The organism is Amycolatopsis kentuckyensis (assembly GCF_041679295.1).
Taxonomy (GTDB): Bacteria; Actinomycetota; Actinomycetes; order Mycobacteriales; family Pseudonocardiaceae; genus Amycolatopsis; species Amycolatopsis kentuckyensis_A.
Genome location: NZ_JBGDMD010000017.1, coordinates 79,215 through 104,626 on the forward strand (window position 1 = coordinate 79,215; position 25,412 = coordinate 104,626).

A 25,412-nucleotide genomic window follows, 5' to 3' on the forward strand; every position below is an offset into this window, starting at 1 on the left:
CCGGGAGCGGATCAGGGGCTTCCCTGATGGAAGCGCACGCCCGCGCGTGTGACCATGGACGACGTGCAAGAAGCCCTCGACCACGTCGCCACCGATCAGGTGACCGTTCCGGACAAGCCCAAGATGTTCCGGCGCCGGTCCGGGCGGGCGATCGCCGGGGTTGCCGGTGGGCTCGCCGATCACCTCGGGGTCCCCGTCGTCTGGGTGCGGACCGCCTTCGCGCTGCTCGCCGCCCTCAACGGGGCCGGCCTGCTCGCCTACGGCCTCCTCTGGGTCTTCGTCCAGCAGCAAACCGAAGAAACCGCGAAGGCGCCGACGTCGAAGGAACGCCAGCAGGCGTTCGGCCTGATCGCGCTGGGGGTCGGCCTCGCCGTCGCCAGCGGGACGCTCACCGGGTTCATCAGCGGCTGGGTCGCCGTGCCGCTCGCCGTCGCCATGATCGGTCTCGCGGTCGTCTGGCGGGAGGCCGACGAGTCGCAGCGCCGCCGCTGGCGGGTCGGGGCCAAGGACGGTTTCGCGGGCGCCTTCCTCGGCGGGGGTGGCTGGTCGGCCGCGATCCGGATCGTCGCCGGCGTCGCGCTGGTCATCACCGGCATCACCGTGGTCGTCCTGCGCAGCGGCACGCTCGACCAGGTCCAGTTCGCCCTGATCGCGGTTCTCGCGACGCTCATCGGGGTCGCCGTCCTGACCATCCCGTTCTGGCTGCGGCTGGTCCGCGACCTGTCCGACGAGCGCAAGGCCCGCATCCGCACCGACGAACGCGCCGAGATCGCCGCCCACCTGCACGACTCCGTCCTGCAGACGCTGGCCCTGATCCAGAAGCAGAGCGAGCAGCCCCGCGAGGTGGCCCGGCTGGCGCGCAGCCAGGAACGCGAGCTGCGCGGCTGGCTCTACGGCCCGAACGGCTACGGCAAGCCCGTCGAGACCGCCGAAGAGGCGAGCGGCCAGCTTTCCGAAGCCCTCGCGACGGCGTGCGGCGAGGTCGAGGACACCTTCGCGATCTCCGTCGGCCAGGTGGTCGTCGGCGACGCCGAGCTGGACGACTCGCTCGTGGCGCTGGTCCAGGCCGCGCGCGAAGCGATCGTCAACGCGGCGAAGCACGCGGGCGTCGAGGAGGTCAGCGTCTTCGCCGAGGTCGAGCCGACGGCGGTGACGGTGTTCGTCCGCGACCGCGGCAAGGGCTTCGACCCCGACCTCGTCCCGGACGACCGCCACGGCCTCGCCGACTCGATCCGCGGCCGGATGACCCGCCACGGCGGCACGTGCAAGGTGCGCACCGCGCCGGGGGAGGGCACCGAAGTGCAGCTCGCCATGCCGGTGAAAGCGGGCAAGGGGGCAGCGTGAGGCGGCTATGCTCGAACTCGTGACTGACACCCAGCGCGAACCGGTGAAGGTGTTCCTCGTCGACGACCACGCGCTGTTCCGCGCGGGGGTCCGCACCGAGCTCGACTCGATCACCGACGAGGTCCGCGTGGTCGGCGAGGCCGGCTCGGTGGCGGAGGCGGTGGCCGGGATCGCCCGGACCAAGCCCCAGGTGGTGCTGCTCGACGTCCACATGCCCGACGGCGGCGGCGCCGAGGTCCTGCGCCGGGTCCGGCCGGAGCTGCCGGACGTGGTGTTCCTGGCACTGTCGGTGTCGGACGCGGCGGAGGACGTCATCGCGGTCATCCGCGCCGGCGCGCGCGGCTATGTCACGAAGACGATCTCGTCGAAGGAGCTGGTCCGCGCGGTGGTCCGCGTGGCCGACGGCGACGCGGTGTTTTCGCCGCGGCTGGCGGGGTTCGTGCTGGACGCGTTCGCCGACCGCCCCGGTTCGGCGCCGATCAACGACCCCGAGCTGGACCTGCTGACACCCCGGGAGCGGGACGTCCTGCGGCTGCTGGCGCGCGGGTACGCGTACAAGGAAATCGCGTCGGAGCTGTTCATCTCGGTGAAGACGGTCGAGACGCACGTGTCGAGCGTCCTGCGGAAGACCCAGCTCTCGAACCGCTACGAGCTCTCCCGCTGGGCGTCCGACCGCCGCCTGGTGTAACCGCTCAGTCCGCCAGGGGAGCGAGAGGCCGGGGCGCGCGTCCGGCGGTGTCGTCACCAAGCCCATCCGCTTGGTCACCGGACACGTCCGAAGCCCCTCGCTCCGGCTTCTGGAGGCGGGTCAGCGCGACCCCGCCGAGGACGACCACCATCCCCGCGATCACCCGCGCGTTCAGCTGCTCGCCCAGGAACACCGCGCCCAGCAGCACCGAAACCACCGGCAGCAGATACCCGACCATCGAAGCCGCCACCGCGCCTTCGCTCGCCAGTAGCTGGTAGTTCAGCGCGAACGCGATCCCCGTCGACCCGAGCCCCAGCACCAGCACGGCCAGCAGCGGCCCGGCGGAGACGTGCACCGGCGTCAAGCCACCCACCGGCAGCGCCAGCACCAGCATCCCGCTGGCCAGCAGCATCTGCCCGGCCGCGACCGCGTACGGCGACGACGTCGAATCCGACAGGTACTTGCCCTCGTAGACGAACGCGAAGCCGTAGCTCGCCGCCGCCGCGAGGCACGCCAGCGCGCCCCAGCTGAGCAGGCCCGACGCCTGCCACGGCGCGAAGATCAGCAGGATCCCGCCGAGGCCGACCAGCAGGCCCGCCAGCCGCGTCCCCGTCATCCGCGACGACGTCCCCATCAGCGGCGCCGCCAGCAGCACCCACAGCGGCGTCGTCGAGTTCAGCACCCCGGTGATCCCCGAGTCGACCGTCGTCTCGCCGATCGCGAACAGCAGGAAGGGCAGCGCGTTGTGGAAGAACGCCGCGACCGCCAGGTGACCCCACATCCGCCGGTCGCGCGGCAGGCGGGCGCGCTGCAGCCGGCACAGCACCAGCAGCATCGCCGCGCCGAGCACGAGCCGCGCCAGCACCAGCTGCACCGGCGAGAACATCCCCAGCCCCAGCTTGATCCAGAAGAAGCTCGACCCCCACATCAACGCCAGCGCGCCGATCCTCAGCAGGGTTTTCGTCTCGCCCACCCAGTCCTCCTTCTCCGATCAAGCGCCAGCTTCGCGCCGCCGAGACGTAAGGACAAGCGAAAATAACTGCAGGGACGCTTAAGCTCAGCTGTACGATCGGGACCATGCTCGACGTCCGCCGCATGCAGGTCCTCCGCGCCGTCATCACCAGCGGGTCGATCACCGCCGCCGCCCGCAACCTCGGCTACACGCCGTCCGCGATCAGCCAGCAGCTGTCGGCCCTGGAACGCGAGGCCGGCACCGAGCTGCTCGAACGCGTCGGCCGCGGCGTCCGGGCGACCCCGGCGGGCTCGCTGCTGTCCGAGCACGCCGAGAAGCTGAGCACCGAGCTCGCGAAGGCCGAAGCGGCGCTGACCGAGCTCAAGGAGGGCCGCACCGGCCGCGTCGCCATCCGCTACTTCGCGACCGCCGGCGCGTCCCTGGTCCCGCCCGCCATCGCCGCGGTCCGCCGCGAGCACCCTGGCGTCCGCCTCGACCTCAAGCTGGTCGAGCCGGACGACCCGATGGCCGACGTCGAAGCGGGCGACGCCGACGTCGCGATCACCGTCTTCCCGCGCAAGAAGCCGCCCGGCAAGGGGGTCGAGCTGGTGCACCTGCTCGACGACCCCTACCGCGCGGTGCTGCCGAAGACCCACCCGCTGGCCCGCAAGCGCGTGCTCGACCTGACGGAGTTCGCCGAGGAGCCGTGGGTGGGCGTCGACGGCCTGCCCGGCATCTGCCGCGACATCCTCGACAGCGCGTGCGCGTCCGCCGGGTTCGCGCCGAACGTCGTGGTCGAGTCCGAGGACTACCAGACGGCGCAGGGGTTCGTCGCCGCCGGCATCGGCGTCGGCCTCATCCCGGAGCTGGGGCTCGGCGCCCAGCACCCCGGCGTGGTCGTCCGCCGCATCCGCAACCCGGAGCCGGTCCGCGCGATCCACGCGGCGGTCGCCTCCCGCGCGTGGGGACAGCCGGCCGTCCGGACGTTCCTGGAAGCCATGCGCGCGGCGACGGTGAAAGTTGCCTGACTGAAAAACTGCCGTCCCATTCTTTTCAAGGTTTTACGTCGGTTAAATGAATGCGTTTTGTTGCCGAAGCAGGGCCAATCGGCCCTGCTCAAGGGCCTGATCGCCGCGTACGGTGGGTGCGCGATCAGTGGACTCCGCGGCTTTCGGCGCAGCCGTGGAAGGGCGTTTCGTTATTCCCTTTTCGGCAGAGAGAAACCACCATGAGCAATAAAACGACAAGACGCGTGCGGCGCCGTGCCGGCATCGCACTGCTGGGTGCCATCGGCCTCACCTTCGGTGTGCTGACTTCCGCCGAAGCGAACCTGCCCGGCAGCCCGTTCGACGCCGCCGACGGCAACCTCGTCCTCAACGACGAAACCCAGGACTGGGTGAACGCGCCCAACTTCGCCAAGGGCCTCGACAAGCCGACCGGCCAGACCGACGACTCCTTCGGCCAGGGCACCAAGGAGGACACCGCCGTCCCGACCGTCGTCGACGGGTCGATCCCGAACAACAAGAGCGACCTCACCCGGCTGTACGTCGCGAACCAACGCGTGGCCGGCAAGGAGTTCCTGTACCTGGCCTGGGAACGGGTCCAGGAGCCGACCGGCACGACGAACATGGACTTCGAGTTCAACCAGTCCACGCAGCTGAGCGGCAACGGCGTGACACCGGTCCGCACCGCGGGCGACGTCCTGATCAAGTACGACCTCTCCCAGGGCGGCGTCAACCCGGTGCTCGGCTACCACCTGTGGGCCACCACGGGCAACGCGGCGACGGTCTGCGAAGCCAGCAACGCGCTCCCGTGCTGGGACAAGGTGCACACGCTGAGCGGCAACTTCGAAGGCTCGATCAACTCGGCGCCGGTCACCGACCCCATCGCGCCGAACGCGCCGCGGACGTTGTCCACGCGCACCTTCGGCGAAGCGGCGATCAACCTGACCGACTCCGGGATCCTGCCCGCGAACAGCTGCTCCGGCTTCGGGCGGGCCTACCTCAAGAGCCGGTCGTCGGACTCGTTCACCGCGGCGCTCAAGGACTTCATCGCGCCGATCCCGGTGAACATTTCCAACTGCGGCAAGATCGTCATCCAGAAGGTGACCGTGCCGTCCCCGGACCCGACGGGCACGTCCTTCGCGTTCAGCCTGACCGGCGGGCCGTCGGCGTTGAACAAGGCGTTCTCCCTGAAGAACGGCGAGTCCGACACGACGAGCAACGTCCTCGCGGGCTCCGGCTACAACGCCGCCGAGACGGTGCCGGCGAACTGGACGCTCACCAGCGCCACCTGTGACGACGGGAGCCCGGTGACCAACATCGACGTCAGCGTCGGCGAAACGGTCACCTGCACCTTCACCAACACCCTGCAGCTCGGGGCGGTCAAGGTGACCAAGACGCGCAAGCACGCCGCCGACGGCACGGGCGACCACCCGCACGCCGGGGTGAACTTCACCGTCAACGGCGTCACCAAGGCGACCGACAGCACCGGCGTCGCCTGCTTCGACGGCCTGACCTTCGGCAGCTATACCGTGCACGAGACCGTGCCGGCGGGCTATCACGTCGACGGCAACGACAAGTCCGTGACGGTCGACAACACCGCCACCTGCGGTGCCACGCCGTACGTCGGTGAGAACGTGTCCTTCCACAACACGCCGCTCACCGACCTCACAGTCAGCGTGAACTCGCAGGTCGACGGCGGGACCGCGTCGACGATCGACTGCACGGTCGCGAGCGGGTCCACCGGCACCGGCGGCGACGGTTCCGTCACCGCGCAGAACCTGGAGCCGGGCACCTACACCTGCGTGATCGTGGTCGACCCCTGAGAGGTCAGACGAAGAACAGCTCCGAGACGAGGATGCCGACCAGCACCGCCGCGAGGATCGCGGCCACGGTGATCAGCGTCTTCTTCGAGACGGGCAGGTTCCACGTCCCGGCCTGCGGCTGAGGCTGGGGGCCCGGTCCCGGCACGTACTGCGTCGGGGCCGGGACCGGCTGCATCCGCTGGGTCTCCTCCGCCGGGGAGTAGCCGGGCGCGGCGACCGGGATCTGCTGCTGGAACTGCGGTCCCGACGGCGGCATCGGCGGCGCCGCGGGCGCCAGCCCCGGGTTGAACGGCGGCGGCGGGGGCGGCGGGATCCCGGGGTTGGTCGGCGGGATGAACGCCGTCTCGCGGCCTTCGGTGATCGCGTTCAGCGAACGGACGGTGTCGGCCATCGTCGGCCGCGTCGTCGGGTCCGCGCGCAGCATCTTGCGCAACGCGGCGGTCAGGACGCCCGCGTTCTGCGCCGGCCGCTCGGACGACTGCCCGTCCTCCCCGAACGGCGGCACGCCCTCCACGGACGTGTACAGCGTCGCGCCGAGCGAGAAGACGTCGGCGGCCGGCGTCGGCGGCAGCCCGCGCGCGACCTCGGGTGCCACGTACGCCGCGTGCGGCCCGCCGCCGCTGATGCCGATGTCGGTGAGCTTGACGCCGCCGTCGTCGGCCAGCAGGACCGTGCCCGGCTCGAGCGTGCGGTGCACGAACCCGGCCGCGTGGATCGCGATGAGCGCGTTGCCGAGCTGGATGCCCAGGTGCGCGGCCTGGTCGGGGGTGAGCCGGCCGTGCTCGGCGAGGAACGTCGCCATGCTGCGCGACGGGATGTACTCCATCACCAGCCAGACGTCCTGGCCGTCGGGCAGCACGTCGAACACCTTGATCGCGCTGGGGTGCTCGATCCGGGCCGCGTCCTTGCCCTCCTGCATGGCGCCCGCGCGCGCCTGTTCGGCGCGGTCGCCGGCGCCGACCGGGAGGTACATCCGCTTCATCGCGACGGTGCGGAACAGCCGCGTGTCGAACGCCAGCCACACGATGCCCGCGCGGCCACGGCCGATCGGCTGGTCCAGCCGGAACCGGCCGCCGACGATGGTTCCTTCAGAACTCAAGCGAAATCCTTGATCATCCACCAGCCGGCGGCTGCGAGGTCGAACTGGACGGGGGGTCGCTGCTCGTCGGCGGTTCCGGGCTGGAAGTAGTCGGCCTCGAAGAAGTCGGCTTCGGTGTCGTGGTCTGCTGCGGCTCGGTCTGCCGCGAAGTCGTGCGCCGCGAGGACGTCGTCGGCGTCTCCGACGGGGACGTCAGATCCACCGTGGTGGTCGGCTCCTCCGTCGTCGACGGCAGCGACTCCGACGTCGCGACCGGCGCCGGCTTGCTGCTCGACACCGGCGACGCGGGCGCCTCCGGGTTGTTCGGGCTCAGCAGCCACACGGCGAGCGCGACCAGGCCCACGACCACGACGCCGCCGATGATCGCCGGCCGCTTCCAGGCGCCGGGCTTCTCGTCGTCGTCATCGACCGGGCTGGCCTGCGGGCGCCGCGGCGGGGGCGGCGGGGCCGGCTCGTCTTCGTAGTCGTCGTACGGGTCGTCCGCGTACGCGCCCTGCTCGTGCGGGGGCACCGGCACCGCGCGGGTCGCGGCGAGGCCGGGCGGGACGCCGCCGACGTACTGCTGGCGCTCGTCGGGGTAGCGGTCGTACCCGTCGTAGTCGTCCTCGGGGTAGCCGGTGCCCTCGGGGTAGTCGTCCTCGTCGTAGTACGGCACGGCCTGCGTGGGCGCCGCGCCGCCGTCGAGCAGGCTGCCGGAGTGGCCCGCCGGGACCTCGTCGAACATCTGGGTGGCGTTCGGGTCGGCGACGGCCGCCGCGCCGAGCACGCCCGCGGCCGGCGCCATCATGGTCTCGTCCGCCGGGGCGCCGAGCGGCGTCTCGCCGCGGGCGACGGCCGCCAGCAGCTCCTCGCACTCCTCGGCGGTCGGCCGGTGCTGGACGTCCGGGTGCAGCAGCACGGCCAGCACGCTCGCCAGCGGCCCGGACTGGCGCGGCGGGATGATCTGCCCGGCCGCGACCGCGTGCAGCAGGCTCAGCGTGTTCTCCGACAGCCCGAACGGCGGCTGGCCCTCGCAGGCGGCGTAGAGCGTCGAGCCAAGCGAGAAGACGTCGGACTCCGGCCCGGGGTCGCCGCCGATCGCGACCTCGGGGGCCAGGTAGGCGGGGGTGCCGGCGATCATCCCGGTCTTGGTGACCGTGACGTCGTCCTTGGCGCGTGAGATGCCGAAGTCGGTGATCTTCACGGTGCCGTTGGGGGCGAGCAGGATGTTGCCCGGCTTGATGTCGCGGTGCACGATGCCGACCGCGTGCGCCTCGCGCAGCGCCGCGGCGACCTGGGCGCCGATGCGCGCCACCTCGGTCGGCGGCAGCGTGCGGCGTTCCTGCAGCACGGCGGCCAGGCTGGTGGAGTTGAGGTACTCCATGATCAGGCACGGCTGCCCGCTGTCGTCGGTGACGACGTCGAACACGGAGATCGCGTTCGGGTGGTGCAGGCGGGCGGCGATCCGGCCCTCGCGCATCGTCCGCTGGCGCGCGTCCTCGGCGTCGTGCTCGTCCAGGTGCGGCTGCAGGAGCAGCTGCTTGATGGCGACCGTGCGGCCCAGGACCTCGTCGTGCGCCTGCCAGACGGCCCCCATCGCGCCCGTGCCGATCCGGCCGACGATGCGGTACCGACCGGCGACCAGACGACCCTCGTCGCTCACGCGACCTCCCTTTGGGCTCCGACTTCACCAGGGCGTGAGGATCGGTGCCTGGTGACGCGGCCACGCGCACGCCGCTTCGCTGGAGCGTATGCACATGTCGTGGGCTGTGTGCCGGCTTCACTGAGACCGGCCCGTGACAAGGCTAGGCGCTCACTCTGCGCACACGAATCCGGTACGGGCACTTGAACCACGGGTGAAGGGGTGATCGCCGAGGGCTACATGTACTGGGCCGAGACGAGCTCGGCTTCGGTGATCAGCCCGCCGGTGTCGGCCACCCGGAACAGCTGGGTCACGCGGACGAGGGCGCCGTCGGGCCGGTGCAGGGTCGCGACCGCGAGGATCGAGCCGTCCGGCTTGATCTGCGTGTCGGCCTCCTGGACGTCGATGGCGTCCATCGAGCTCCAGGTGCGCACCAGCTCGCCGGCCGCGCCGTCGGCCAGCGTCGGGCTCAGCAGCGCCAGCGCGCCCGTCGAGTCCTTCGCGATGGCGGCGTAGAAGTCCTTGACGGCCTGGATCTTCCGGGCGGCGCTGCGGGCGTCGGCGGCCGTGTCCGGCACCGCCTGCACCGGAGCCGCGGCGGCTTCGGTCCGCGGGGTCCCGCCGGTCGACTCCGACGCCGAGGGCGCGCCACCGGAGTGCGTGCCCTGGGCGGGGGCGCTGGGCTGCTCGGGCGCGCCGCCGCCGGCCTGGTGCTGCGGGACGGCGAGGCCGCCGAGCTCCGCGGCGCCGCTGAAGCCGGCGGGCGTGGACTGGCCGCCTTCGGAGACGGCGCGGTGCGCGCTGGTCAGCATCGGCGCGGCGACCACCGCGCCGGCGACGAGCGCACCGGCGGCGACGAGCCCGGCCAGCTTGGCACGGCGGACGAACCGGCTCTCGGGATCGCCGTCGTCCTCGGCCCGCTCCGGCTCGCGGACGGGTTCCGGGCGCGGCGGCAGGAACTTCTGCGGATCGCGGAAGACCTGCTCGAGATAGTCGCGGTCGGCGTCGCCGACGCCGTCGAGTATCTCGGCCGGGATCACGTCCTCGACGCGGACGGCGTTGGGTACCTCACGCCGTGTGCGCTGCCGATCAAGCACGAATGTCCTCGCTCTGGGGTTCCGGGGACGGCCACTCGGCCGTTCGGCCGGGTTTCCGTTGGTCCGGTCGGCCGACTCGTGGCCGGTTCCGGATCCGCTGTCGTCAGGTAACCCTGTGCGGACGGGCATCACCAGGCTCTGTCGCCGGAATGCCGTCGCGATACGACGAGCGGCAGCATATGTCACCCACCCGGACCAGGGGTAACCGTTCGGCGCACCGCACGTGCATCGGAACGGGCGAACCGCACGTGCAGGGTCGATTACTGGCCGTCAGCCGCGATCTTGTCGCCGTCCCCGAACGTCAGCGTGCGCTCCTCGATCGTCTTGGAACCGTCGGTGTGGGTGATCTCGACGGTGTTCACCGTGACGCCGCGCTGCTGGTCGATGCTGATCTTGCGGACCTCGAAGTAGGCGATGCCGGCGTAGCGGTCGGCGAGCGCCTGCGGGCCCTGGTCGTGCAGCTCGCCGGTCGTCACCGCGGCCGCCGCGGCGGGGTCGGTGGTGACGGTGTTGAAGAACTTCTCCGAGTTGTCGCCCATGGTCTGGGCGTCCGGCGGGAAGGAGTACCACCACGGCGGCTTGACCGGGGTTTCGCGCTGGGCGGGCGTGACGGGGGGCTTCTGCGGCCGCGCGCTCGGCGTCGTGGTCCCGGTCGTGCCCGGCACGGCGCTGCTGTCGTCGGCGGGCGGCGGGACGGTGCCGTCGACGGGGCCGGCGCCACCGCCGCTGGTCCGCCCGGCGGGCTGGTCCGGCCGGGACGACGTCTCCGGGCCCGGTGCGGAGCCGCCCTGCCGGGACGTCGGCCCGGTCTCGCCGGTGGGGTCGATGACGGTGGGCGCGCCCTGGTAGCCCGGCCAAGCGCCCTGCACGGCCTGGTCCACCGGTGGCTTCCCGACCATGTAGGACCCGGCGAAGAGCAGCCCGACGACCACGGCACCGGACGCGCCGGTGGCGAACCAGGCCGCCTTCTTCCAAGTCTTGGGCGGGGTCACGGACGCGGGCACCGAGCCGATGGTGAAGCCGCCGAGCCCGTCGATCGGCGGCGCGGCGTAGATGAGGACGTCGTCGTCTTCGGTGTCCGCGCGGCGCGGCTGCGGCGAGGCCAGCGAGACGCGGGTGCGCCGCGCGGCCTGGTCGGCGCGGGACTCGGCGACCGGCTCGGCCTCGTCGTCGAGGGGGTCGAGGGGGAGGTCGCCGTGCGAAGCGGGGAAGAGCGGGGCCGCGGGCCGCCGGTCGCGCGGCTGCGGCAGCGACGGCTGGGGCAGCGTGCCGGACACCGGCTGCTCGACGGGCAGGGACCCGGACACCTGCTGGGCCAGGGCGCCCGGCTGGGACACGGACCCGGACCCCTGCTGAGGCAGAGTGCCCGGCTGCGCGTAGGGGAACGCCGCCGGGATCGGCCGGTGGAGCGCGCCCGGCTGCTCGGCGGGAAGCGACTCCGCCGCCTGCCGGGGGAACGCCCCGGAGCCCGGCTGCGCGTAGGGCAACGACCCCGGCGCCGGCCGGGGGAGCGTCCCGGACCTCGAGTACGACGGCGGCAGGGGACCCGCGCCCGGCTGCGCGAGGGGGAGCGACCCGGACACGGGCGGGTCGACCGGCGCTTGGCCGGCCGCGTGGCGCCGTCCCGCGCGGTTCGGGGGCAGCGGGGGCGTCCAGCTCTCCGTGCCGCCGAGCCGGTGCCGCCCGGGATGCGCGGGCGCGCCGCCGCGTCCGTGGAACTCCGTGCCGTGGGTCATGTCGGTTCGACCACCCGGCGGCTCGTCTCTGATGCCGTTGGGGGGCAACAGAACCCGATCGGAGCATCCTCACGCGCGGGTTCGCGTTCCGAATCCTGCGCAAATGCACGCGCATGCGAGACCGGGCGCGCGGGGCCAATGCCCCCGCGCGTCCTCCGGGCTCCGCCCGACCCGAACGCAAGGGTCCTCACGGCGTCAACCCTAGGAGCATCCGGCGTAGAAAGTCCCGTCCAAACCTGCAAGTTGCACAGGTTTCACTCGGTCGGGCGCGACCGATCGGGCGAGGGTGACGCTGCGGAGTTTCACGCAGCGCCATCGGCCCAGCTCAGGGAATTCAGCCTCCCGTGCGGTAACGGTCGCGCGTGGATTGCAGCGCCTTCGTCGCCACCACACCGCTACCGGCCGCGACGAGGATCGCCACGATGTCGAGCGTCGGTCCCCCGGCCGTGAGCAACCAGGCGAACAGCGACGCGGCGGTGGTACCGCCGGCAACGGCCCACCGGCTGCGGACGTACTGCGCGACCGGCGCGCCGCCGGCCCGCTTACCCGCCGCGTTGTTCAGCAGCGCCAGATACCCCACATGGCCCAGCGCGGCCAGCACGCTCGCGAGCGCGACGATGACGGCGATGAGGTTCACGAGCCAGTCCATGGCCCCAGTCTGCCCGTAGCCGGGCCGCCGGTGCCTCCGGGAAGACCCGGAATTCGGCCAACTGTTACCGGCCGAGCTTCCCCCGGCCCAGCTCCAGCAGCGCCATGGCGAGCTGACGGCCCTCCGGACCCAGTTCGCGGTAGCGCGCGAGCACGTCCATCTCGCGGTTGTAGACGATCCGCGTCCCGCCGGCGGCCATCCGCGCGGCCCCGATCGTCTTGGACACCTCGACCCGGCGCTTCACCAGCCGCAGGATCTCCTTGTCCAGCCAGTCGATCTCCTCCCGGAGCGACGCGATGTCGTCCCCGGCGGGGGTGTGCTCGGCGGGCTGGCCGTCGGCGTTCGTCGCTTGTGCGTTCATCGGGACCTCTCCCTCGGGACCCGGATCCGGCCCCTGGGACGGCGACAGCCCCGGGTCCGTGGACTCCGGGGCTGGCGTGATGGCGGTTCGGGCACTACGCGATCACGGGAGCCGGAGTCCGGGTCCCGTAGAAAAATCGCTCTGCGTGGTGCCGCATGGCTTCAGTATGGCACAGCGGTGCCGGGGCGCTCCCGGACCGAGCGCACCCGGGCATGGACGAAGAGACTGACCGCCAGCCAGAACATCGGGAAGGCGGGCCAGAAGAAGCCGGCGCCCAGCACCGCCCACCGGACGACCACCAGCACGGCGATCGCCACCACGACGGCGAGGTGCAGGCGCAGCGCGGGGTGCCGCCGCAGCGCGGCGCGGGTGAGCGGGAAACCGGGCGGCGCCGGCGCGGGCCGCGGCAGGTCGGTGGTGAGCGCGGCCAGTTCGTCGGTGAACTTGGCGGCGTAGACGCGGGTGAGGCGCTCTTCGACCTCTTCGAGGGTGAGCCGGCCTTCGGAGCCGGCGGTCTGGACGGTGGCGGCGACGCGGTCACGATCGGCGTCGGCGGCGCGGATGCGGGTGTCTTCCATGTGCACCGATGCTCCGCGCGGACGGCCCGCGGCGCGTCGGGCGCCAGGCGACACCTCCCGCTACGCCCGGCGCGGTAGCAGGCCCGGCAACGCATTCCGGCCTCCCCAGCGTCTTGAATGAGTCATTCAGGACCTCCGGAGACCTGAATGACTCATTCAAGACCGCTGCCCGCCGCCGCCCACGAACCGCCGGACCCGCCGCGTCGGCACGCTCTGCCGCCCTCCCACCCGCCCGGGGTAGCGTGGACAGACGATGGACACCCTCTTCGATCTCCCCGCCGAGACCCCCGCGCGCAAGCCCGCTTCCGGCGGGCAGGCCGATCTGCTCGACGACCTGAACCCCGCCCAGCGCGAAGCCGTCACCCACGCCGGTGGCCCGCTGCTGGTGGTGGCGGGCGCGGGATCGGGCAAGACCCGGGTGCTGACCCGCCGGATCGCCTACCTGCTCGGGCAACGCCGCGTGCACCCGGGCGAAATCATGGCGATCACGTTCACCAACAAGGCCGCCGCCGAAATGCGCGAGCGCGTCGCGGCGCTCGTCGGGCGCCGCGCGAACGCCATGTGGGTGTCGACGTTCCACTCGATGTGCGTGCGGATCCTGCGCCGCGAGGCCAAGACCCTCGACATGTCGTCGAACTTCTCCATCTACGACTCCGACGACACCAAGCGGCTCATCACGCTCGTGGCGCGGGACCTCGACATCGACCCGAAGCGCTACGCGGCCCGCACGCTCGCCGTGCACATCTCGAACCTGAAGAACGAGCTGACCGACCCGGAGACCGCGGCGGCGAACGCGGCCAACGACCTCGAGCGGCGCGTCGCCGAGGTCTACGTCGAGTACCAGCGGCGGCTGTCGCTGGCCAACGCGTTCGACTTCGACGACCTCATCATGCGCACGGTGTCGCTGCTGCAGGCGTTCCCGGACGTCGCCGAGTACTACCGGCGGCGGTTCCGCCACGTGCTGGTCGACGAGTACCAGGACACGAACCACGCGCAGTACACGCTGGTGCGCGAACTCGCCGGGACCGCGCCGAACGAGGCGGGCGTCGACCCGGCCGAGCTGGTCGTCGTCGGTGACGCGGACCAGTCGATCTACGCCTTCCGCGGCGCGACGATCCGCAACATCGAAGAGTTCGAGCGGGACTTCCCCAACGCGCACACCATCCTGCTGGAGCAGAACTACCGTTCCACGCAGACGATCCTGTCCGCGGCCAACGCCGTGATCGAGCGGAACCCGAACCGCCGCGCCAAGCGGCTGTGGACGGATTCGGGTGACGGCGAGAAGATCGTCGGCTACGTCGCGGACAACGACCACGACGAAGCCGCGTTCGTCGCGGGCGAAATCGATTCGCTGGCGGAGAAAGGCGAAGCCGACTACTCCGACGTCGCCGTCTTCTACCGCACCAACAACCAGTCCCGCGTCTTCGAAGAGATCTTCATCCGGCTCGGCCTGCCGTACAAGGTCGTCGGCGGCGTGCGGTTCTACGAGCGGCGCGAAGTCCGCGACATGATCGCGTACCTGCGCGTGCTGGCGAACCCGGACGACACGGTCAGCCTGCGGCGCGTGCTGAACGTGCCCAAGCGCGGCATCGGCGACCGCGCCGAAGCCGTCGTGGCGACGCACGCCGAGCGCGAGCGGATCTCGTTCGCCGCGGCGCTCCGGGACGTCACCGAAGACAAGGTGGCGCTGCTGAACCCGCGCTCGGTCAAGGCGATCAAGGGGTTCGTCGCGATGCTCGACGAGCTGGGCACGCTGGTTTCCGAAGGCGCCGAGGTGCACGACGTCCTCGAAGCCGTGCTGGACAAGACCGGCTACCGCGTCGAGCTCGAGGAGTCCGACGACCCGCAGGACCACACGCGCGTGGAGAACCTGGACGAGCTCGTCACGGTCGCGCGCGAGTTCACCGAGATCACGGCCGAGGTCGTCGCGGACGAGAACGCCGAGCTGGTCGTGGAACCCGGGGTCCCGGCGCCGGGTTCGCTGCCCGCGTTCCTCGAGCGCGTGTCGCTGGTCGCGGACGCCGACTCGGTCCCTTCGCCCGACGGTGGCGAGGAAGGCGACGGCGGCGCGGGCGTGGTCACGCTGATGACCGTGCACACCGCGAAGGGCCTGGAGTACCCGGTGGTGTTCTGCACCGGTTGGGAGGACGGCGTTTTCCCGCACATGCGCGCGCTGGGCGACCCGACCGAGCTGGCCGAAGAACGGCGGTTGGCGTACGTCGCGATCACGCGGGCGCGGCAGCGGCTGTACGTCTCGCGCGCGATCACGCGCTCGGCGTGGGGCCAGCCTTCGATGAACCCGGCTTCGCGGTTCCTGGACGAGCTGCCGGGCGACCTCGTCGACTGGCGGCGGCTGGAGCCGTCCAGCGCCGGGTTCGGGTTCGGTTCCGGCTCGCGCGGCGGCGGGACACCGCGGGCGGCGACCACGTGGGGCGGCCGGCGGACCACGTCGCCTTCGTCTTCCGGCACGCCGTCGTTCGGCAAGGGCTGGAAGGACACGGTGGCGCTGAAGCTGGACGTCGGCGACCGCGTCAGCCACGACAAGTACGGCCTGGGCACGGTGATCTCGTGCGACGGCGTCGGCCCGCGCGCCACGGCGACGATCGACTTCGGCGCGGCCGGCAAGGTCCGGCTGATGCTGATCGGCAGCGTCCCGATGGTGAAGCTGTAACACCCGTCCGAGTGAACCCGGGGGCGATCCCTTCGATCGCCCCCGGAATTGTCGTACCCCGCCGGTAGAACTGACCCCGTCATCGAACACGAGTTCGACGGAGGGGGAGACCGGTGTGGACGCGGTGCTGTTTCACCTGCTGGCCGAAGGGGTACAGAAATACCTGCGAGGAGTCCTGGGGTCGAGGGTTCCGGATCGGGGTCCGGGCCTTTCGGGGGCTTCAGGAAATCCTTCGCGTGCGGGAGCGGAGGCGTGCCGGCTGGCCGCCGCCTGGCGAGCGCTGCTCAGGCAGCACGAGCTGGGTGCCGACGGCCGATGTGTCACCTGCGGCCGGGGACGCCGCTGGACGACGCGTGCCGCGCGTGTCCGCTCCGCGGGGGGCGCCGGGGAGGGCGTGGTCTTCGGCTGGCTGCCGGTGCGGCGGCGCGCGGACCTGTGCACGGTGTGGCAGGTCGCGGTCGCGTACTTCATCCGGCGGTTGCCGGGCGGGCAGCGGTAGCCGTTTCCGGGCGCTCAGGGCGTTTCTGGCGGCTTCGGCGGCGTTGAGGGTGGTCTCGGGTACCCGGCGGGTGCCGGGGCGGCCTGGTGCGGCTACGCCCGTAGTCGGTTCGCGCTCCGCGGTGACCTGGACCATTGGGCGGTTCGCCCACTTCGGCTTGCGAGCGTCGGCTCCCGGCGTCGCAGCACGGCTGGCGTTGTTCGCCGACGTGCTTCGCGGTGCGCCGGCCGTTCGTCCGGCTGAGGGGCGTCATCGGCCCTCAGGGGCGGATCACGGTGCTACGGCGGGAATCCCGCTCAGGTCCGCGAGGGGTGGATCAGAGCACGATGCCGCGCGCGGCGAGCCACGGGCGGGGGTCGATCTTCTTCGTGCCGTTCTGCCAGACCTCGAAGTGCAGGTGCGGGCCGGTGCTCTGGCCGCGGTTGCCGATCTCGGCGATCTGCTGGCCGCACTTGACCTTCTGGCCCTCCTTGACGGAGAAGCTGTTCATGTGGCCGTAGACCTGGATCGTGCCGTCGTCGAGCTGGATCCGGACCCAGAGGCCGAAGCCGCTGGCCGGGCCGGCCTCGATCACGGTGCCGTCGGAGGCGGCGTAGATCGGGGTGCCGATCGAGTTGGCGATGTCGATGCCGAGGTGGCTCGTGCCCCACCGGGCACCGAAGCCCGAGGTGAAGGTCCCGTGGGCCGGGAGGCAGGTCTTGGGGCGAGCGGCTTCTTCGGCGGCCTTCTTGGCGGCGTCGGCTTCGCGCTGCTCACGGGCCTGGGTGACAGAGGCGCTGTCGGAGAGCTTCGCGGCTTCGGCGGAGGCGTCGACGGCGTGCCCGGTGGGCAGGAGCTCGGGGGCGCCCCCGGTGCCCGCACCTCCCGCGGTGAGCGACGCGCTGGCGTCCTGGCTGTTGGCCAGGGGGGTGACGGCGGTGTTCGAGTCGGTGACCGTCTTGAGGGTCGAGCCCGCAGCGGCGGCGGCGAACGCACCAGCCGCAACAGCGGCAACCACGACACGGCCGCGAAGGGCCGAAGAGGGCGGGGCGATGCGGTGCGCACCCCGGACACGGACGACCGCGCCTTCGAGCGCGTCCTTCAGTGCCGGGGAAGGAGCTTGGCCGCCGGGGGAGCGGTGTGAAGCCAAGACAGGGCCTTCCATCGTCGGGGAGCCGGGTCGAGGACTGCGGGCGGGGGAACCCGGTGAGCCAACCTCGGGGGTGGTTCGCTCGTCGTCCTACTTCGTGACCTGACTGTAATGGGGACCGGGGGGACAGTAACGAAGGGGCACCGCTGTAAGCAAGATCTGCCCCCGGCGTCGGCCGTTCGGGTGGACGAGATCTTGCGTTCACCTGTGGCAATTACCCAAAGTTAGAGAGGGTTTACTGCTTTGGTTGTGACTTGCCTTACAGGTCTTGCGGGCGGTTATGGACCTACTGAGGGGCGAGGGGGCGGAGAGGGTCGGAATAAGGGTTTGCCAGGGGATGTTTAAGCATCTCCGACGCGTAGATCGGCCTCAGTGGGGTTTCGCGCCCCTCAAGCAAGCGGCTCTGGACGACGCGGGCCATGCCCGAAGTCGACCGTTCATCGACGCACGCGAACCGTTCACCGACTCGCATGTGTAAGCGGCCCGCCGACGCCAGATTTGTCCGAATTTCCGCCTCTTGACTCAGCCTGCCACGCGGCTTCGCAGAACTTCGCGCCCGCAACCTGCGGCCCGCGGCGACGGTCGGCGCCTAGATGCGCCAGGCCTCCGCGACCCCGCACCCGCCGCTCGCCGAGGCCACTCGACGACTCGCGCCCCGCTGGGACGTCCCTCACCGCCCGGGCTTGCTAGCGTCGCGGGCAATGCCCCCACGCTCAGAGCCCCCGGCCGGGGACACCCCCGGCACCCCGGCCTCCCCGCAGGACCCCGCGGCCACCCGTCCCACCGGCAAGCGGAAGCCCTCTCGCGCACAGACTTCCCGGCAGGCCTCCTCCGAAACCTCAGGTCCACCAGACGTGCAGGCCGCCCCGGATCGCACCGACTCGGCCCCCACCGCGGCCCGCCCTGCAGGCACGCAGCCGGCCTCCGCCGATGGCCGCGCCGCTGGTGCCGACCCCGCGACCACCGCGGGCCGCACTGCGGGCGCCGACTCGGCCACTGCTGCGGCCCGCTCCGCAGGCGAGCAGTCGGCCTCCGCCGAGGGCCGTGCCGCTGGTGCCGACCGCGCGACCACCGCGGGCACCGACTCGACCACCGCTGCAGCCCGCACCGCGGGCGCGCGGCCGGCGTCCGCTGGAAGCCGCCCAGCAGGTGCCGACTCGGCGGCCACTCCCGGCCCGGCAGGTACCGAGCCGACCCCAGCCCGCACTGCAGGCAACGAGCCGGCCTCCGCGGGCCGCACTGCGGGCGCCGACTCGGCCACCGCCGCACCTCGCCCCGCAGGGGCCGCCCCGGTGACCACCCCCCGGCCCAAAAACACCGCGCCCGACCCCACCCCCACCTGGGCCGAGGACGAACCCCCCAAACCAACCATCCCCGTAACCCTCGCCACCCTCGGCGCCGTAGCTCTCACCGCCGCGGCCATCGCCCACGTCTCCCCGGCCGCCGCCCCCGGGTTCGCCAGTTGGCCCTGGCTCGCCCTCCTCGCTCTCGCCCCCGCCGTGGCCGCCGCCGGGCTCGCCGGCAAAAGACCCGCCCTCGCCAACGGCCTCATCCTCGGCCTCGCCGCGCTGGCCCCCGGCCGGTTGGTCCTCGACCTCCAGTTCGCCGTCAACGCCCCCCTCGCCATCCGGCCGGAGCTCTACTTCCCGGACCGCTTCATCGGCGGCTCGGCCGTCGGCGCCGGGTTCTGGCTGCTTGTCGCCGGGCACGTGCTCACCGCGGCCGCCGGGATCGCCGCCGCGCGGGCCAGCCGGAACGACGACGAACCCGAACGGCGGCGCTGGCGGCTGCTCGCCCCCCTGCTCGCCGTCACCGCGTCGGTCGGCCTGCTCACCGCGCCCGTTTCCTCCGACAACGGCTTCCTCCTCGCCCGCGCCGCCTTCGAAGGGCCCTGGCCCGCCCTCGGCGGCTACCTCCTCCTCGCCGCCGCCCTGCCGCTCGGGGCCGCTCTCGCGCTCGCCGCTCCCTCCGAAAGCACCGCCCGCGGCATGCTGCTCGGCCTCGCCGCCGGTGCCGCAGCCGTCGCCGTGCCGCCCGTCCTCGGCGGCCTGATGAGACAAGATCTGCACGTCACCTGGGGACCCGTCCTCGCGCTCGTCGCCACCGCCCTCGTCGGCGGCCTCGCCTTCACCCGGCTCAATGAAAAACTCCAAAACACCGAACGCGACGTCACCATCCCCGGCGTCTTCTGGTGGCGCTTGACGACCGGCGCGCTCGGCCTCGCCACCGCCGTCGCCGCCCTGATCGGGACCTTCGCGCCGCAGGTCGCCGTCAGCGCCCTCAACCCCGGGGCCACCGCTCCCAGCACCGCCGCCGCCGAAAGTCCCGCTCGGTGGTTCCTGCTCGTCGCCGCCCTGCTCGTCGCCGTGACCGCCGCGCTCACGCTCGTCCCGGTGACCGCCGCGAAAGCGCGGCCCGTGCTCGGCGTCGCCTGGGCCGGGATCGTCCTGGCCGGCACCGCCGTCCTGAACACCGCGCTCACCGCCACCCAGGCCGGCAACCTCGCCGGCTTCGGCGGGGCGGACGTCGGCGCCACCCCCGTCTTCACCTACGACCTCGGTGCCGGCGCCGCCTGGACGTTCGCCGCGCTCGTGCTCGCCGCCCTGACCGCGCTCGCCGCCGTCGGGACCGGGGTCGTCGAACGCGAGGACGCCGCCGGGGATGGCACCCCCAACGCGGGCGTACTCACCCCGGTCGTCGCCGGCGCGGTACTGGCCGTCGCGGGGTTCGGGCTGCCCGTCTTCAGCGTGCCTGGCTACGTCGCACCCGGCCTCTGGTCGAACCTCGACACGCCTTCGTGGGGGCTGTGGACCACCGTCGTGGTCGTCGTCGGTGCCGCGGCGCTCGCGCTGCGGTCGCGGCCCGGGCCCGCGGCCGCCCTGCTGACCGGGGCCGCCCTGCTCGCCGCGCTGCACGCCGCCGAACTGCCGCTCGTCGGCGGCGCCCTCGGCGACGCGAGCCCGTCGACCGGCTTCTGGGTCACCCTCGCCGCCGTGGCGACGCTGCTCGTCGCGGCGGGCCTGTCCGCAGCGGGGGGACGCCGTGAGCCGTGAGCGCCTCCGGGTGCTTCTCGTCGAGTTCGGGAAGCCCGACCCGGCCGCCGTCGCGCTGGGCCGCGTCCTGCGCGACGAAGGCATGGAAGTCGTCCACGCCGGTCCGTTGGACACCCTCGAGCAGCTCCGGAGCACCGCCGAACAGGAGGACCCGGACGCCGTCGGCGTGCTCGGCGACGGGCCGCCGCCCGGGCTCGCCGAAGCGTTGAACGGCGTTCGCGTCTTCACCGTCGAAGCCGGCGGAGACCTCGAAAAGACCGTGGAATGGTTGCGCGGTGGGCGGTCTCACACCGTGGACGTACCGTCTGACCGCGCACGGTGACCGACTTCACCAGGTGCGGAGTCCCCGGCGTCTGCGCAGGTCGCTAACCTCGACTGGTCCGACAGCGCGGTTCGGCAACGGACCACCACAGTGGCGTGTCGTCAGGAGACTGGAGTAGTGGACCTCTACGAGTACCAGGCGAGGGATCTCTTCGCCGCCCACGGAGTACCGGTTCTGCCGGGCTCGGTGGCTAGCACCCCCGAAGAAGCCAAGACCGCCGCGGAGCAGATCGGCAACCAGGTCGTCGTCAAGGCGCAGGTGAAGGTCGGCGGCCGCGGGAAGGCGGGCGGCGTCAAGCTGGCCCAGACGCCCGACGAGGCGAAGGAGAAGGCGGAAGCCATCCTCGGCCTCGACATCAAGGGCCACATCACGCGTCGCGTGCTCGTGGCCGAAGCTTCGGACATCGCGTCCGAGTACTACTTCTCCTTCCTGCTGGACCGCGCGAACCGCACGTTCCTGGCGATGGCGTCCTCCGAGGGCGGCATGGAGATCGAGCAGCTCGCCGTCGAGCGGCCCGACGCGCTCGCGAAGATCCCGGTCGACGCGATCGCCGGGGTCGACAAGGCGAAGGCACTCGAGATCCTGAAGGCCGGCAACTTCCCGGCCGAGATCATCGACGAAGCCGCCGACGTCGTCGTGAAGCTCTGGGAGACCTTCGTCTCCGAGGACGCCACCCTCGTCGAGGTCAACCCGCTGGTCCGCGACCCGCAGGACAAGATCATCGCCCTCGACGGCAAGGTCACCCTCGACGAGAACGCCGACTTCCGCCAGCCGGGCCACGAGGCCCTGGTGGACAAGGACGCGGAGAACCCGCTCGAGGCGAAGGCCAAGGCCAAGAACCTCAACTACGTCAAGCTCGACGGCCAGGTCGGCATCATCGGCAACGGCGCGGGCCTCGTCATGTCCACTTTGGACGTCGTGGCGTACGCGGGCGAGAAGCACGGCGGCGTGAAGCCGGCGAACTTCCTCGACATCGGCGGCGGCGCGTCGGCCGAGGTCATGGCGGCCGGGCTGGACGTCATCCTCAACGACACCGACGTGAAGAGCGTCTTCGTCAACGTCTTCGGCGGCATCACCGCCTGCGACGCGGTGGCGAACGGCATCGTCGAGGCCCTGAAGATCCTGGGCGACGAGGCCAGCAAGCCGCTGGTCGTCCGCCTGGACGGCAACAACGTCGTGGAGGGTCGCAAGATCCTGGCGGACGCGAACCACCCGCTGGTCACCGTGGTGGACACAATGGACAACGCGGCCGACAAGGCTGCCGAGCTCGCCGCGGCAGGTGCGTGAGATGTCGATCTTCATCAACGAGAACAGCAAGGTCATCGTCCAGGGGCTCACCGGCTCCGAGGGCACGAAGCACGCGACCAAGATGCTGAAGTCCGGCACGAACATCGTGGGTGGCGTCAACGCCCGCAAGGCCGGCCAGACCGTCACCATCGAGGGCAAGGACCTCACCGTGTTCGGCACGGTCGAGGAGGCCATCAAGGAGACCGGCGCCGACGTCTCGGTCATCTTCGTGCCGCCGAAGTTCGCCAAGGACGCCGTCCTCGAGGCGATCGACGCCGAGATCCCGCTGGCCGTCGTCATCACCGAGGGCATCCCGGTGCACGACTCGGCCTACTTCTGGGCGCACGCCGTCGCGAAGGGCAACAAGACCCGGATCATCGGCCCGAACTGCCCCGGCGTGATCAGCCCGGGCAAGTCGAACGCCGGCATCATCCCGGCCGACATCACCGAGGCCGGCGCCATCGGCCTCGTGTCGAAGTCGGGCACGCTGACCTACCAGATGATGTACGAGCTGCGTGACATCGGCTTCTCCACCGCCGTCGGCATCGGCGGTGACCCCATCATCGGGACCACCCACATCGACGCCCTCGCGGCGTTCGAGCAGGACCCCGAGACCAAGGTCATCGTGATGATCGGCGAGATCGGCGGCGACGCCGAAGAGCGCGCCGCGGCGTACATCAAGGAGAACGTGACGAAGCCGGTCGTCGGCTACGTCGCGGGCTTCACCGCGCCCGAGGGCAAGACCATGGGCCACGCGGGCGCCATCGTGTCGGGCTCCTCCGGCACGGCCGCCGCGAAGAAGGAGGCCCTCGAGGCCGCCGGCGTCAAGGTCGGCAAGACCCCGAGCGAGACCGCCGTCCTCGCGCGTGAGCTGTACAACAACCTCGGCTGAGGTTGACGCATCACTCCTGGTGAGGCCGGGCACCCACACGGGTGCCCGGCCTTCCCTCGTTTGGGGATGAAACCTCCTGAGGTATTCACGCGTCTGATGGGTCGGTGGCTTCGGAGTGCGCTAGCGTTCTGCGCACACGAGCCGCCTTGTCTTCCCCGGGTGTCCTGGTACCCCGGAGTGCCGGTCGAACCGACAGGAGTGCATCCGATGACCTTCCCCAGCGGTGGGCCCGGCTACCCCCAGCAGGGTGGCGGCCAGCAGCCCCCCGGACCGCCGTCCAGTGGCTTCCCGGCGCAGCAGCAGCCGCCCCACTCGCACCAGGCGCAGTCGGGGGGTGTCGCGAACCTGACGCACAACCTGCCGCTGATGCTCGCGCTCGGCGTCGCGGTGTTCGGCGTCGTCCAGTACTTCCTCGGCTTCTCCGACTCCGGTGACGTCGGCCTCGGCGGCGTGTTCCTGCTGGGCGGCGGCCTGCTCGCCGCCATGTACGCGCTGCCGAAGGGCCCGAAGACGCTGCCGTTCGCGGCGCTGTTCAGCGTCCTCGGCGCGCTCTACGTCCTGGACCAGCTGATCGGGATGCAGACGTCGCCCGGCATCGTCACCGTCATCCTGATCCTGGGCATCCTGCAGATGGCCGCCGCGGTCGCCGCGCTGCTGATCGACTACGACGTGCTCAAGCCGCCGGCGCCGAAGCCCGCCGCCGCGCCCTACAGCGGCCAGTTCGGCCAGCCCGGCCAGCAGCAGTACGGCCAGCAGGGGCAGCCGGGCCCGCAGGGCCAGCAGTTCGGCCAGCCGGGGCACGGGCCGGTCACCCCGGGTGGGGACGCCCCGTTCGGGCAGGGTCAGTACGGCTCGCCGAACCCGCCGTCGACCACGCCGCCGCCGGGGCAGCAGGCCACGACGTACGCCCCGCAGCAGGGCTCGTTCTTCCAGCAGCCGCCGTCGGACAACCCGGGCACGCCGCCCGGCGGGTTCGGCAAGTCGAACTGACGCACCTCCGGAAACACCCGCTGTGACGCTGAGTGTCACAGCGGGTGTTTTGCACTCCGGGGGTTACTCGACCGGGTGGGTTAGCTTCCCCACTCCCTCCGGCGGCGGCGTGGCTCACCCGGTCGGACCAGCGCGGATGTCAGGGTGCGGATCATGGACCTGCTCACCGACTCCCGCGAGGAGCCGGTGGGCGACCTCGGACCCGACGTCGAACTCTCCCGGGCGGCGCGGGTGCGGGTGTTGCTCGCCGCCGCCCTCGGCCCGCTGGTCACCGGCTACGCCGCCGTCGCGACCGTGCTGACGCTGGTCACCCTCACCGCCGAGCGCACCGTCTTCTCCGGCACCGGCGTGCTGCTGGCCGCCGGCCCCGGCTGGCTCGCCGCGCACCAGGTGCGCCTCGACCTCGGTGGTCACCCGATCGGGGTGCTGCCGCTGCTGCCGACACTGGGCGCGCTCGCGCTGGCCGCGCGGACGGCGGCCGGCGCCGCCACGCGCCTCGGCTGCCGGTCGCCCCGCGAAGCGCTGCCGGTGTTCGGCACGATCGCGAGCGCGCACGCGCTGTTCGGGCTGGCCGTCGCGCTCGGCGCGCAGGGCTCGCCGGTGACGGCCGACCCGCTGGTCGCGTTCGCCGTGCCCGGCCTGCTGGCCGCGCTGGCCGCGGGCGCGGGCATCGTCTGGTGCTGCGGGTTGCCGGAGGTCGTCGCCGAGCGCGTCGACCCCCTCGCCGTGCGCGGGGTCCGGGCCGGCGCGCTCGGGCTCGCGGTGCTGGTGGCCTGCGGCGGCGTCGTGTTCACCGTCGCGACCGCGCTGTCCTGGCGGACGGTGGCCGACATGTACGAGCCCGGGTTCGGCAGCAGCTTCGGGATGTTCCTGCTTTCCGTCCTCTACCTGCCCAACGCCGTCGCGGCCACGCTCTCGTTCGTCACCGGCCCGGGGTTCTCGATCGGCGACCTGACCGTCGGGATGTTCGGCTACCGCGGCGGCGCCGTACCCGGCGTCCCCCTGCTCGGCGGCCTGCCGGAACACCACGCGGCGTGGTGGCCCGCGCTGCTGGTGCTGCCCGCGGCGACCGGCGCGCTGGTCGGCTGGTCGCTGCGCAAGGTGGACGCCGACCCGGCGCAGCGCATCCGCGCGGTCGCGGTCGCCGGCGCGGTGGTCGCGCTCGGCTGCGTCCTGCTGGGCACGCTGTCCGGCGGCCGGCTGGGCGACGGTCCGTTCGACCCGGTGAGCGTGCCGGTCGGGGTCGCGTCGGTGGTCGCGTTCTGCTGGATCGTCATCCCGGGCTCGTTCGTCGCGTTCTTCACCGGCGAGCACGAGCCGCCGGCGCCGCCGGAGGCCCTCGAGGACAACGAAGCCTTCGAAGACGCCGACGAGGTCGACGCCGAAGAAGCGGCCGAGGCCGTCGAGGAACTCGAAGCGTCCGAAGCGTCCGAAGAGGACGAAGAAGCCGAAGAGACCGAGGAACCCGGCGAGGACACGGAGTTCGACGCCGACGCCGACGCCGAACTCGGCCTCGAAGACGTCCCGGCCGAGGACGAAGCTGTGACCGGAGGCACCGAGACCTGCGGCGACGTCGAGCCGGACGAGACCGACCGTTAGGGTTGACGTGACCTGGTG

General features: G+C 72.0%; 20 protein-coding genes. 11 read left to right on the forward strand and 9 right to left on the reverse strand.

The annotated features are described in order from the left end of the window. Positions 1–48 precede the first annotated feature (48 nt). Positions 49–1,344, forward strand: a complete 1,296-nt coding sequence (locus ACERZO_RS46300; protein ID WP_372672357.1) for an ATP-binding protein — start codon at positions 49–51, stop codon at positions 1,342–1,344. 7 nt (positions 1,345–1,351) lie between these two features. Beyond that, positions 1,352–2,032, forward strand: coding sequence for a response regulator (locus ACERZO_RS46305; RefSeq protein ID WP_372672358.1), 681 nt, complete (start codon positions 1,352–1,354; stop codon positions 2,030–2,032). A gap of 4 nt (positions 2,033–2,036) precedes the next feature. Here ACERZO_RS46305 and ACERZO_RS46310 read toward each other — a convergent pair whose 3' ends face one another. Next, positions 2,037–3,005 carry a DMT family transporter gene (locus ACERZO_RS46310; protein WP_372672359.1) on the reverse strand — a complete coding sequence of 323 codons (969 nt, stop codon included), beginning with the start codon at positions 3,003–3,005 and terminating at the stop codon, positions 2,037–2,039. A 104-nt stretch (positions 3,006–3,109) separates the two neighbouring features. On the opposite strand from ACERZO_RS46310, the gene ACERZO_RS46315 reads away from it, so the two are divergent. Both ACERZO_RS46315 and ACERZO_RS46320 read left to right on the forward strand, forming a co-directional pair. Continuing rightward, positions 3,110–4,012, forward strand: a complete 903-nt coding sequence (locus ACERZO_RS46315; protein ID WP_372672360.1) for a LysR family transcriptional regulator — start codon at positions 3,110–3,112, stop codon at positions 4,010–4,012. A 224-nt stretch (positions 4,013–4,236) separates the two neighbouring features. Beyond that, positions 4,237–5,811 carry a prealbumin-like fold domain-containing protein gene (locus ACERZO_RS46320; RefSeq protein ID WP_372672361.1) on the forward strand — a complete coding sequence of 525 codons (1,575 nt, stop codon included), beginning with the start codon at positions 4,237–4,239 and terminating at the stop codon, positions 5,809–5,811. 4 nt (positions 5,812–5,815) lie between these two features. On the opposite strand, the gene ACERZO_RS46325 is transcribed toward ACERZO_RS46320, so the two are convergent. The 7 genes from ACERZO_RS46325 to ACERZO_RS46355 all read right to left on the reverse strand — a co-directional run bounded on the left by ACERZO_RS46325 (position 5,816) and on the right by ACERZO_RS46355 (position 12,952). Continuing rightward, the gene (locus tag ACERZO_RS46325; RefSeq protein ID WP_372672362.1) at positions 5,816–6,910 is read right to left on the reverse strand and encodes a serine/threonine-protein kinase; all 1,095 of its coding nucleotides are present in this window, start codon (positions 6,908–6,910) and stop codon (positions 5,816–5,818) included. 13 nt (positions 6,911–6,923) lie between these two features. Next, entirely contained in the window at positions 6,924–8,552 is a 1,629-nt protein-coding gene (locus tag ACERZO_RS46330; protein WP_372672363.1) for a serine/threonine-protein kinase, read from the reverse strand. A 215-nt stretch (positions 8,553–8,767) separates the two neighbouring features. Beyond that, positions 8,768–9,628, reverse strand: a complete 861-nt coding sequence (locus tag ACERZO_RS46335) for a hypothetical protein (protein WP_372672364.1) — start codon at positions 9,626–9,628, stop codon at positions 8,768–8,770. A 260-nt stretch (positions 9,629–9,888) separates the two neighbouring features. After that, entirely contained in the window at positions 9,889–11,364 is a 1,476-nt protein-coding gene (locus ACERZO_RS46340) for a hypothetical protein (RefSeq protein ID WP_372672365.1), read from the reverse strand. Between the two features lie 334 nt (positions 11,365–11,698). Further along, a complete protein-coding gene (locus tag ACERZO_RS46345) occupies positions 11,699–12,013 on the reverse strand; it encodes a hypothetical protein (protein WP_364462394.1) in 315 nt (104 codons plus the stop codon). Positions 12,014–12,077: 64 nt separating this feature from the next. Further along, complete coding sequence (locus tag ACERZO_RS46350; protein ID WP_372672366.1) at positions 12,078–12,374, reverse strand: chorismate mutase; 297 nt, start codon at positions 12,372–12,374, stop codon at positions 12,078–12,080. A gap of 161 nt (positions 12,375–12,535) precedes the next feature. Continuing rightward, positions 12,536–12,952: a DUF1707 SHOCT-like domain-containing protein gene (locus ACERZO_RS46355; RefSeq protein WP_372672367.1), complete on the reverse strand. Its 417-nt coding sequence runs from the start codon at positions 12,950–12,952 to the stop codon at positions 12,536–12,538. 253 nt (positions 12,953–13,205) lie between these two features. Between ACERZO_RS46355 and pcrA the strand changes: the two genes are divergently transcribed. Further along, positions 13,206–15,623 carry a DNA helicase PcrA gene (gene pcrA, locus ACERZO_RS46360; protein ID WP_372672368.1) on the forward strand — a complete coding sequence of 806 codons (2,418 nt, stop codon included), beginning with the start codon at positions 13,206–13,208 and terminating at the stop codon, positions 15,621–15,623. An 815-nt stretch (positions 15,624–16,438) separates the two neighbouring features. Here the strand turns inward: pcrA and ACERZO_RS46365 are convergent. Then, positions 16,439–17,119 (reverse strand): M23 family metallopeptidase, encoded by a 681-nt coding sequence (locus tag ACERZO_RS46365; RefSeq protein ID WP_372672369.1) that lies wholly within the window; start codon positions 17,117–17,119, stop codon positions 16,439–16,441. Positions 17,120–18,543: 1,424 nt separating this feature from the next. Here ACERZO_RS46365 and ACERZO_RS46370 point away from each other — a divergent pair. The 6 genes from ACERZO_RS46370 (at position 18,544) to ACERZO_RS46395 (ending at position 25,394) form a co-directional block, all read left to right on the forward strand. Next, positions 18,544–20,304, forward strand: a complete 1,761-nt coding sequence (locus ACERZO_RS46370) for a hypothetical protein (protein WP_372672370.1) — start codon at positions 18,544–18,546, stop codon at positions 20,302–20,304. Further along, positions 20,294–20,626: a hypothetical protein gene (locus ACERZO_RS46375; protein WP_372672371.1), complete on the forward strand. Its 333-nt coding sequence runs from the start codon at positions 20,294–20,296 to the stop codon at positions 20,624–20,626. The genes ACERZO_RS46370 and ACERZO_RS46375 overlap by 11 nt, the downstream gene beginning before the upstream one ends. Positions 20,627–20,743: 117 nt before the next feature. Further along, entirely contained in the window at positions 20,744–21,913 is a 1,170-nt protein-coding gene (gene sucC, locus ACERZO_RS46380; RefSeq protein WP_372672372.1) for an ADP-forming succinate--CoA ligase subunit beta, read from the forward strand. A 1-nt stretch (position 21,914) separates the two neighbouring features. Beyond that, positions 21,915–22,805, forward strand: a complete 891-nt coding sequence (gene sucD / locus ACERZO_RS46385; RefSeq protein ID WP_372672373.1) for a succinate--CoA ligase subunit alpha — start codon at positions 21,915–21,917, stop codon at positions 22,803–22,805. A gap of 207 nt (positions 22,806–23,012) precedes the next feature. Next, complete coding sequence (locus tag ACERZO_RS46390; protein WP_372672374.1) at positions 23,013–23,795, forward strand: DUF5336 domain-containing protein; 783 nt, start codon at positions 23,013–23,015, stop codon at positions 23,793–23,795. A gap of 144 nt (positions 23,796–23,939) precedes the next feature. Beyond that, a complete protein-coding gene (locus tag ACERZO_RS46395) occupies positions 23,940–25,394 on the forward strand; it encodes a cell division protein PerM (protein ID WP_372672375.1) in 1,455 nt (484 codons plus the stop codon). Positions 25,395–25,412: the final 18 nt, after the last annotated feature.

Bases quoted from the DNA above. Each gene is read 5' to 3' on its own strand.
- ACERZO_RS46305 (WP_372672358.1), top strand. From the start codon at position 1,352: ATGCTCGAACTCGTGACTGACACCCAGCGCGAACCGGTGAAGGTGTTC.
- ACERZO_RS46340 (WP_372672365.1), bottom strand. From the start codon at position 11,364: ATGACCCACGGCACGGAGTTCCACGGACGCGGCGGCGCGCCCGCGCAT.
- sucD (WP_372672373.1), top strand. From the start codon at position 21,915: ATGTCGATCTTCATCAACGAGAACAGCAAGGTCATCGTCCAGGGGCTC.
- ACERZO_RS46350 (WP_372672366.1), bottom strand. From the start codon at position 12,374: ATGAACGCACAAGCGACGAACGCCGACGGCCAGCCCGCCGAGCACACC.
- ACERZO_RS46355 (WP_372672367.1), bottom strand. From the start codon at position 12,952: ATGGAAGACACCCGCATCCGCGCCGCCGACGCCGATCGTGACCGCGTC.
- ACERZO_RS46345 (WP_364462394.1), bottom strand. From the start codon at position 12,013: ATGGACTGGCTCGTGAACCTCATCGCCGTCATCGTCGCGCTCGCGAGC.
- ACERZO_RS46390 (WP_372672374.1), top strand. From the start codon at position 23,013: ATGACCTTCCCCAGCGGTGGGCCCGGCTACCCCCAGCAGGGTGGCGGC.
- ACERZO_RS46315 (WP_372672360.1), top strand. From the start codon at position 3,110: ATGCTCGACGTCCGCCGCATGCAGGTCCTCCGCGCCGTCATCACCAGC.
- pcrA (WP_372672368.1), top strand. From the start codon at position 13,206: ATGGACACCCTCTTCGATCTCCCCGCCGAGACCCCCGCGCGCAAGCCC.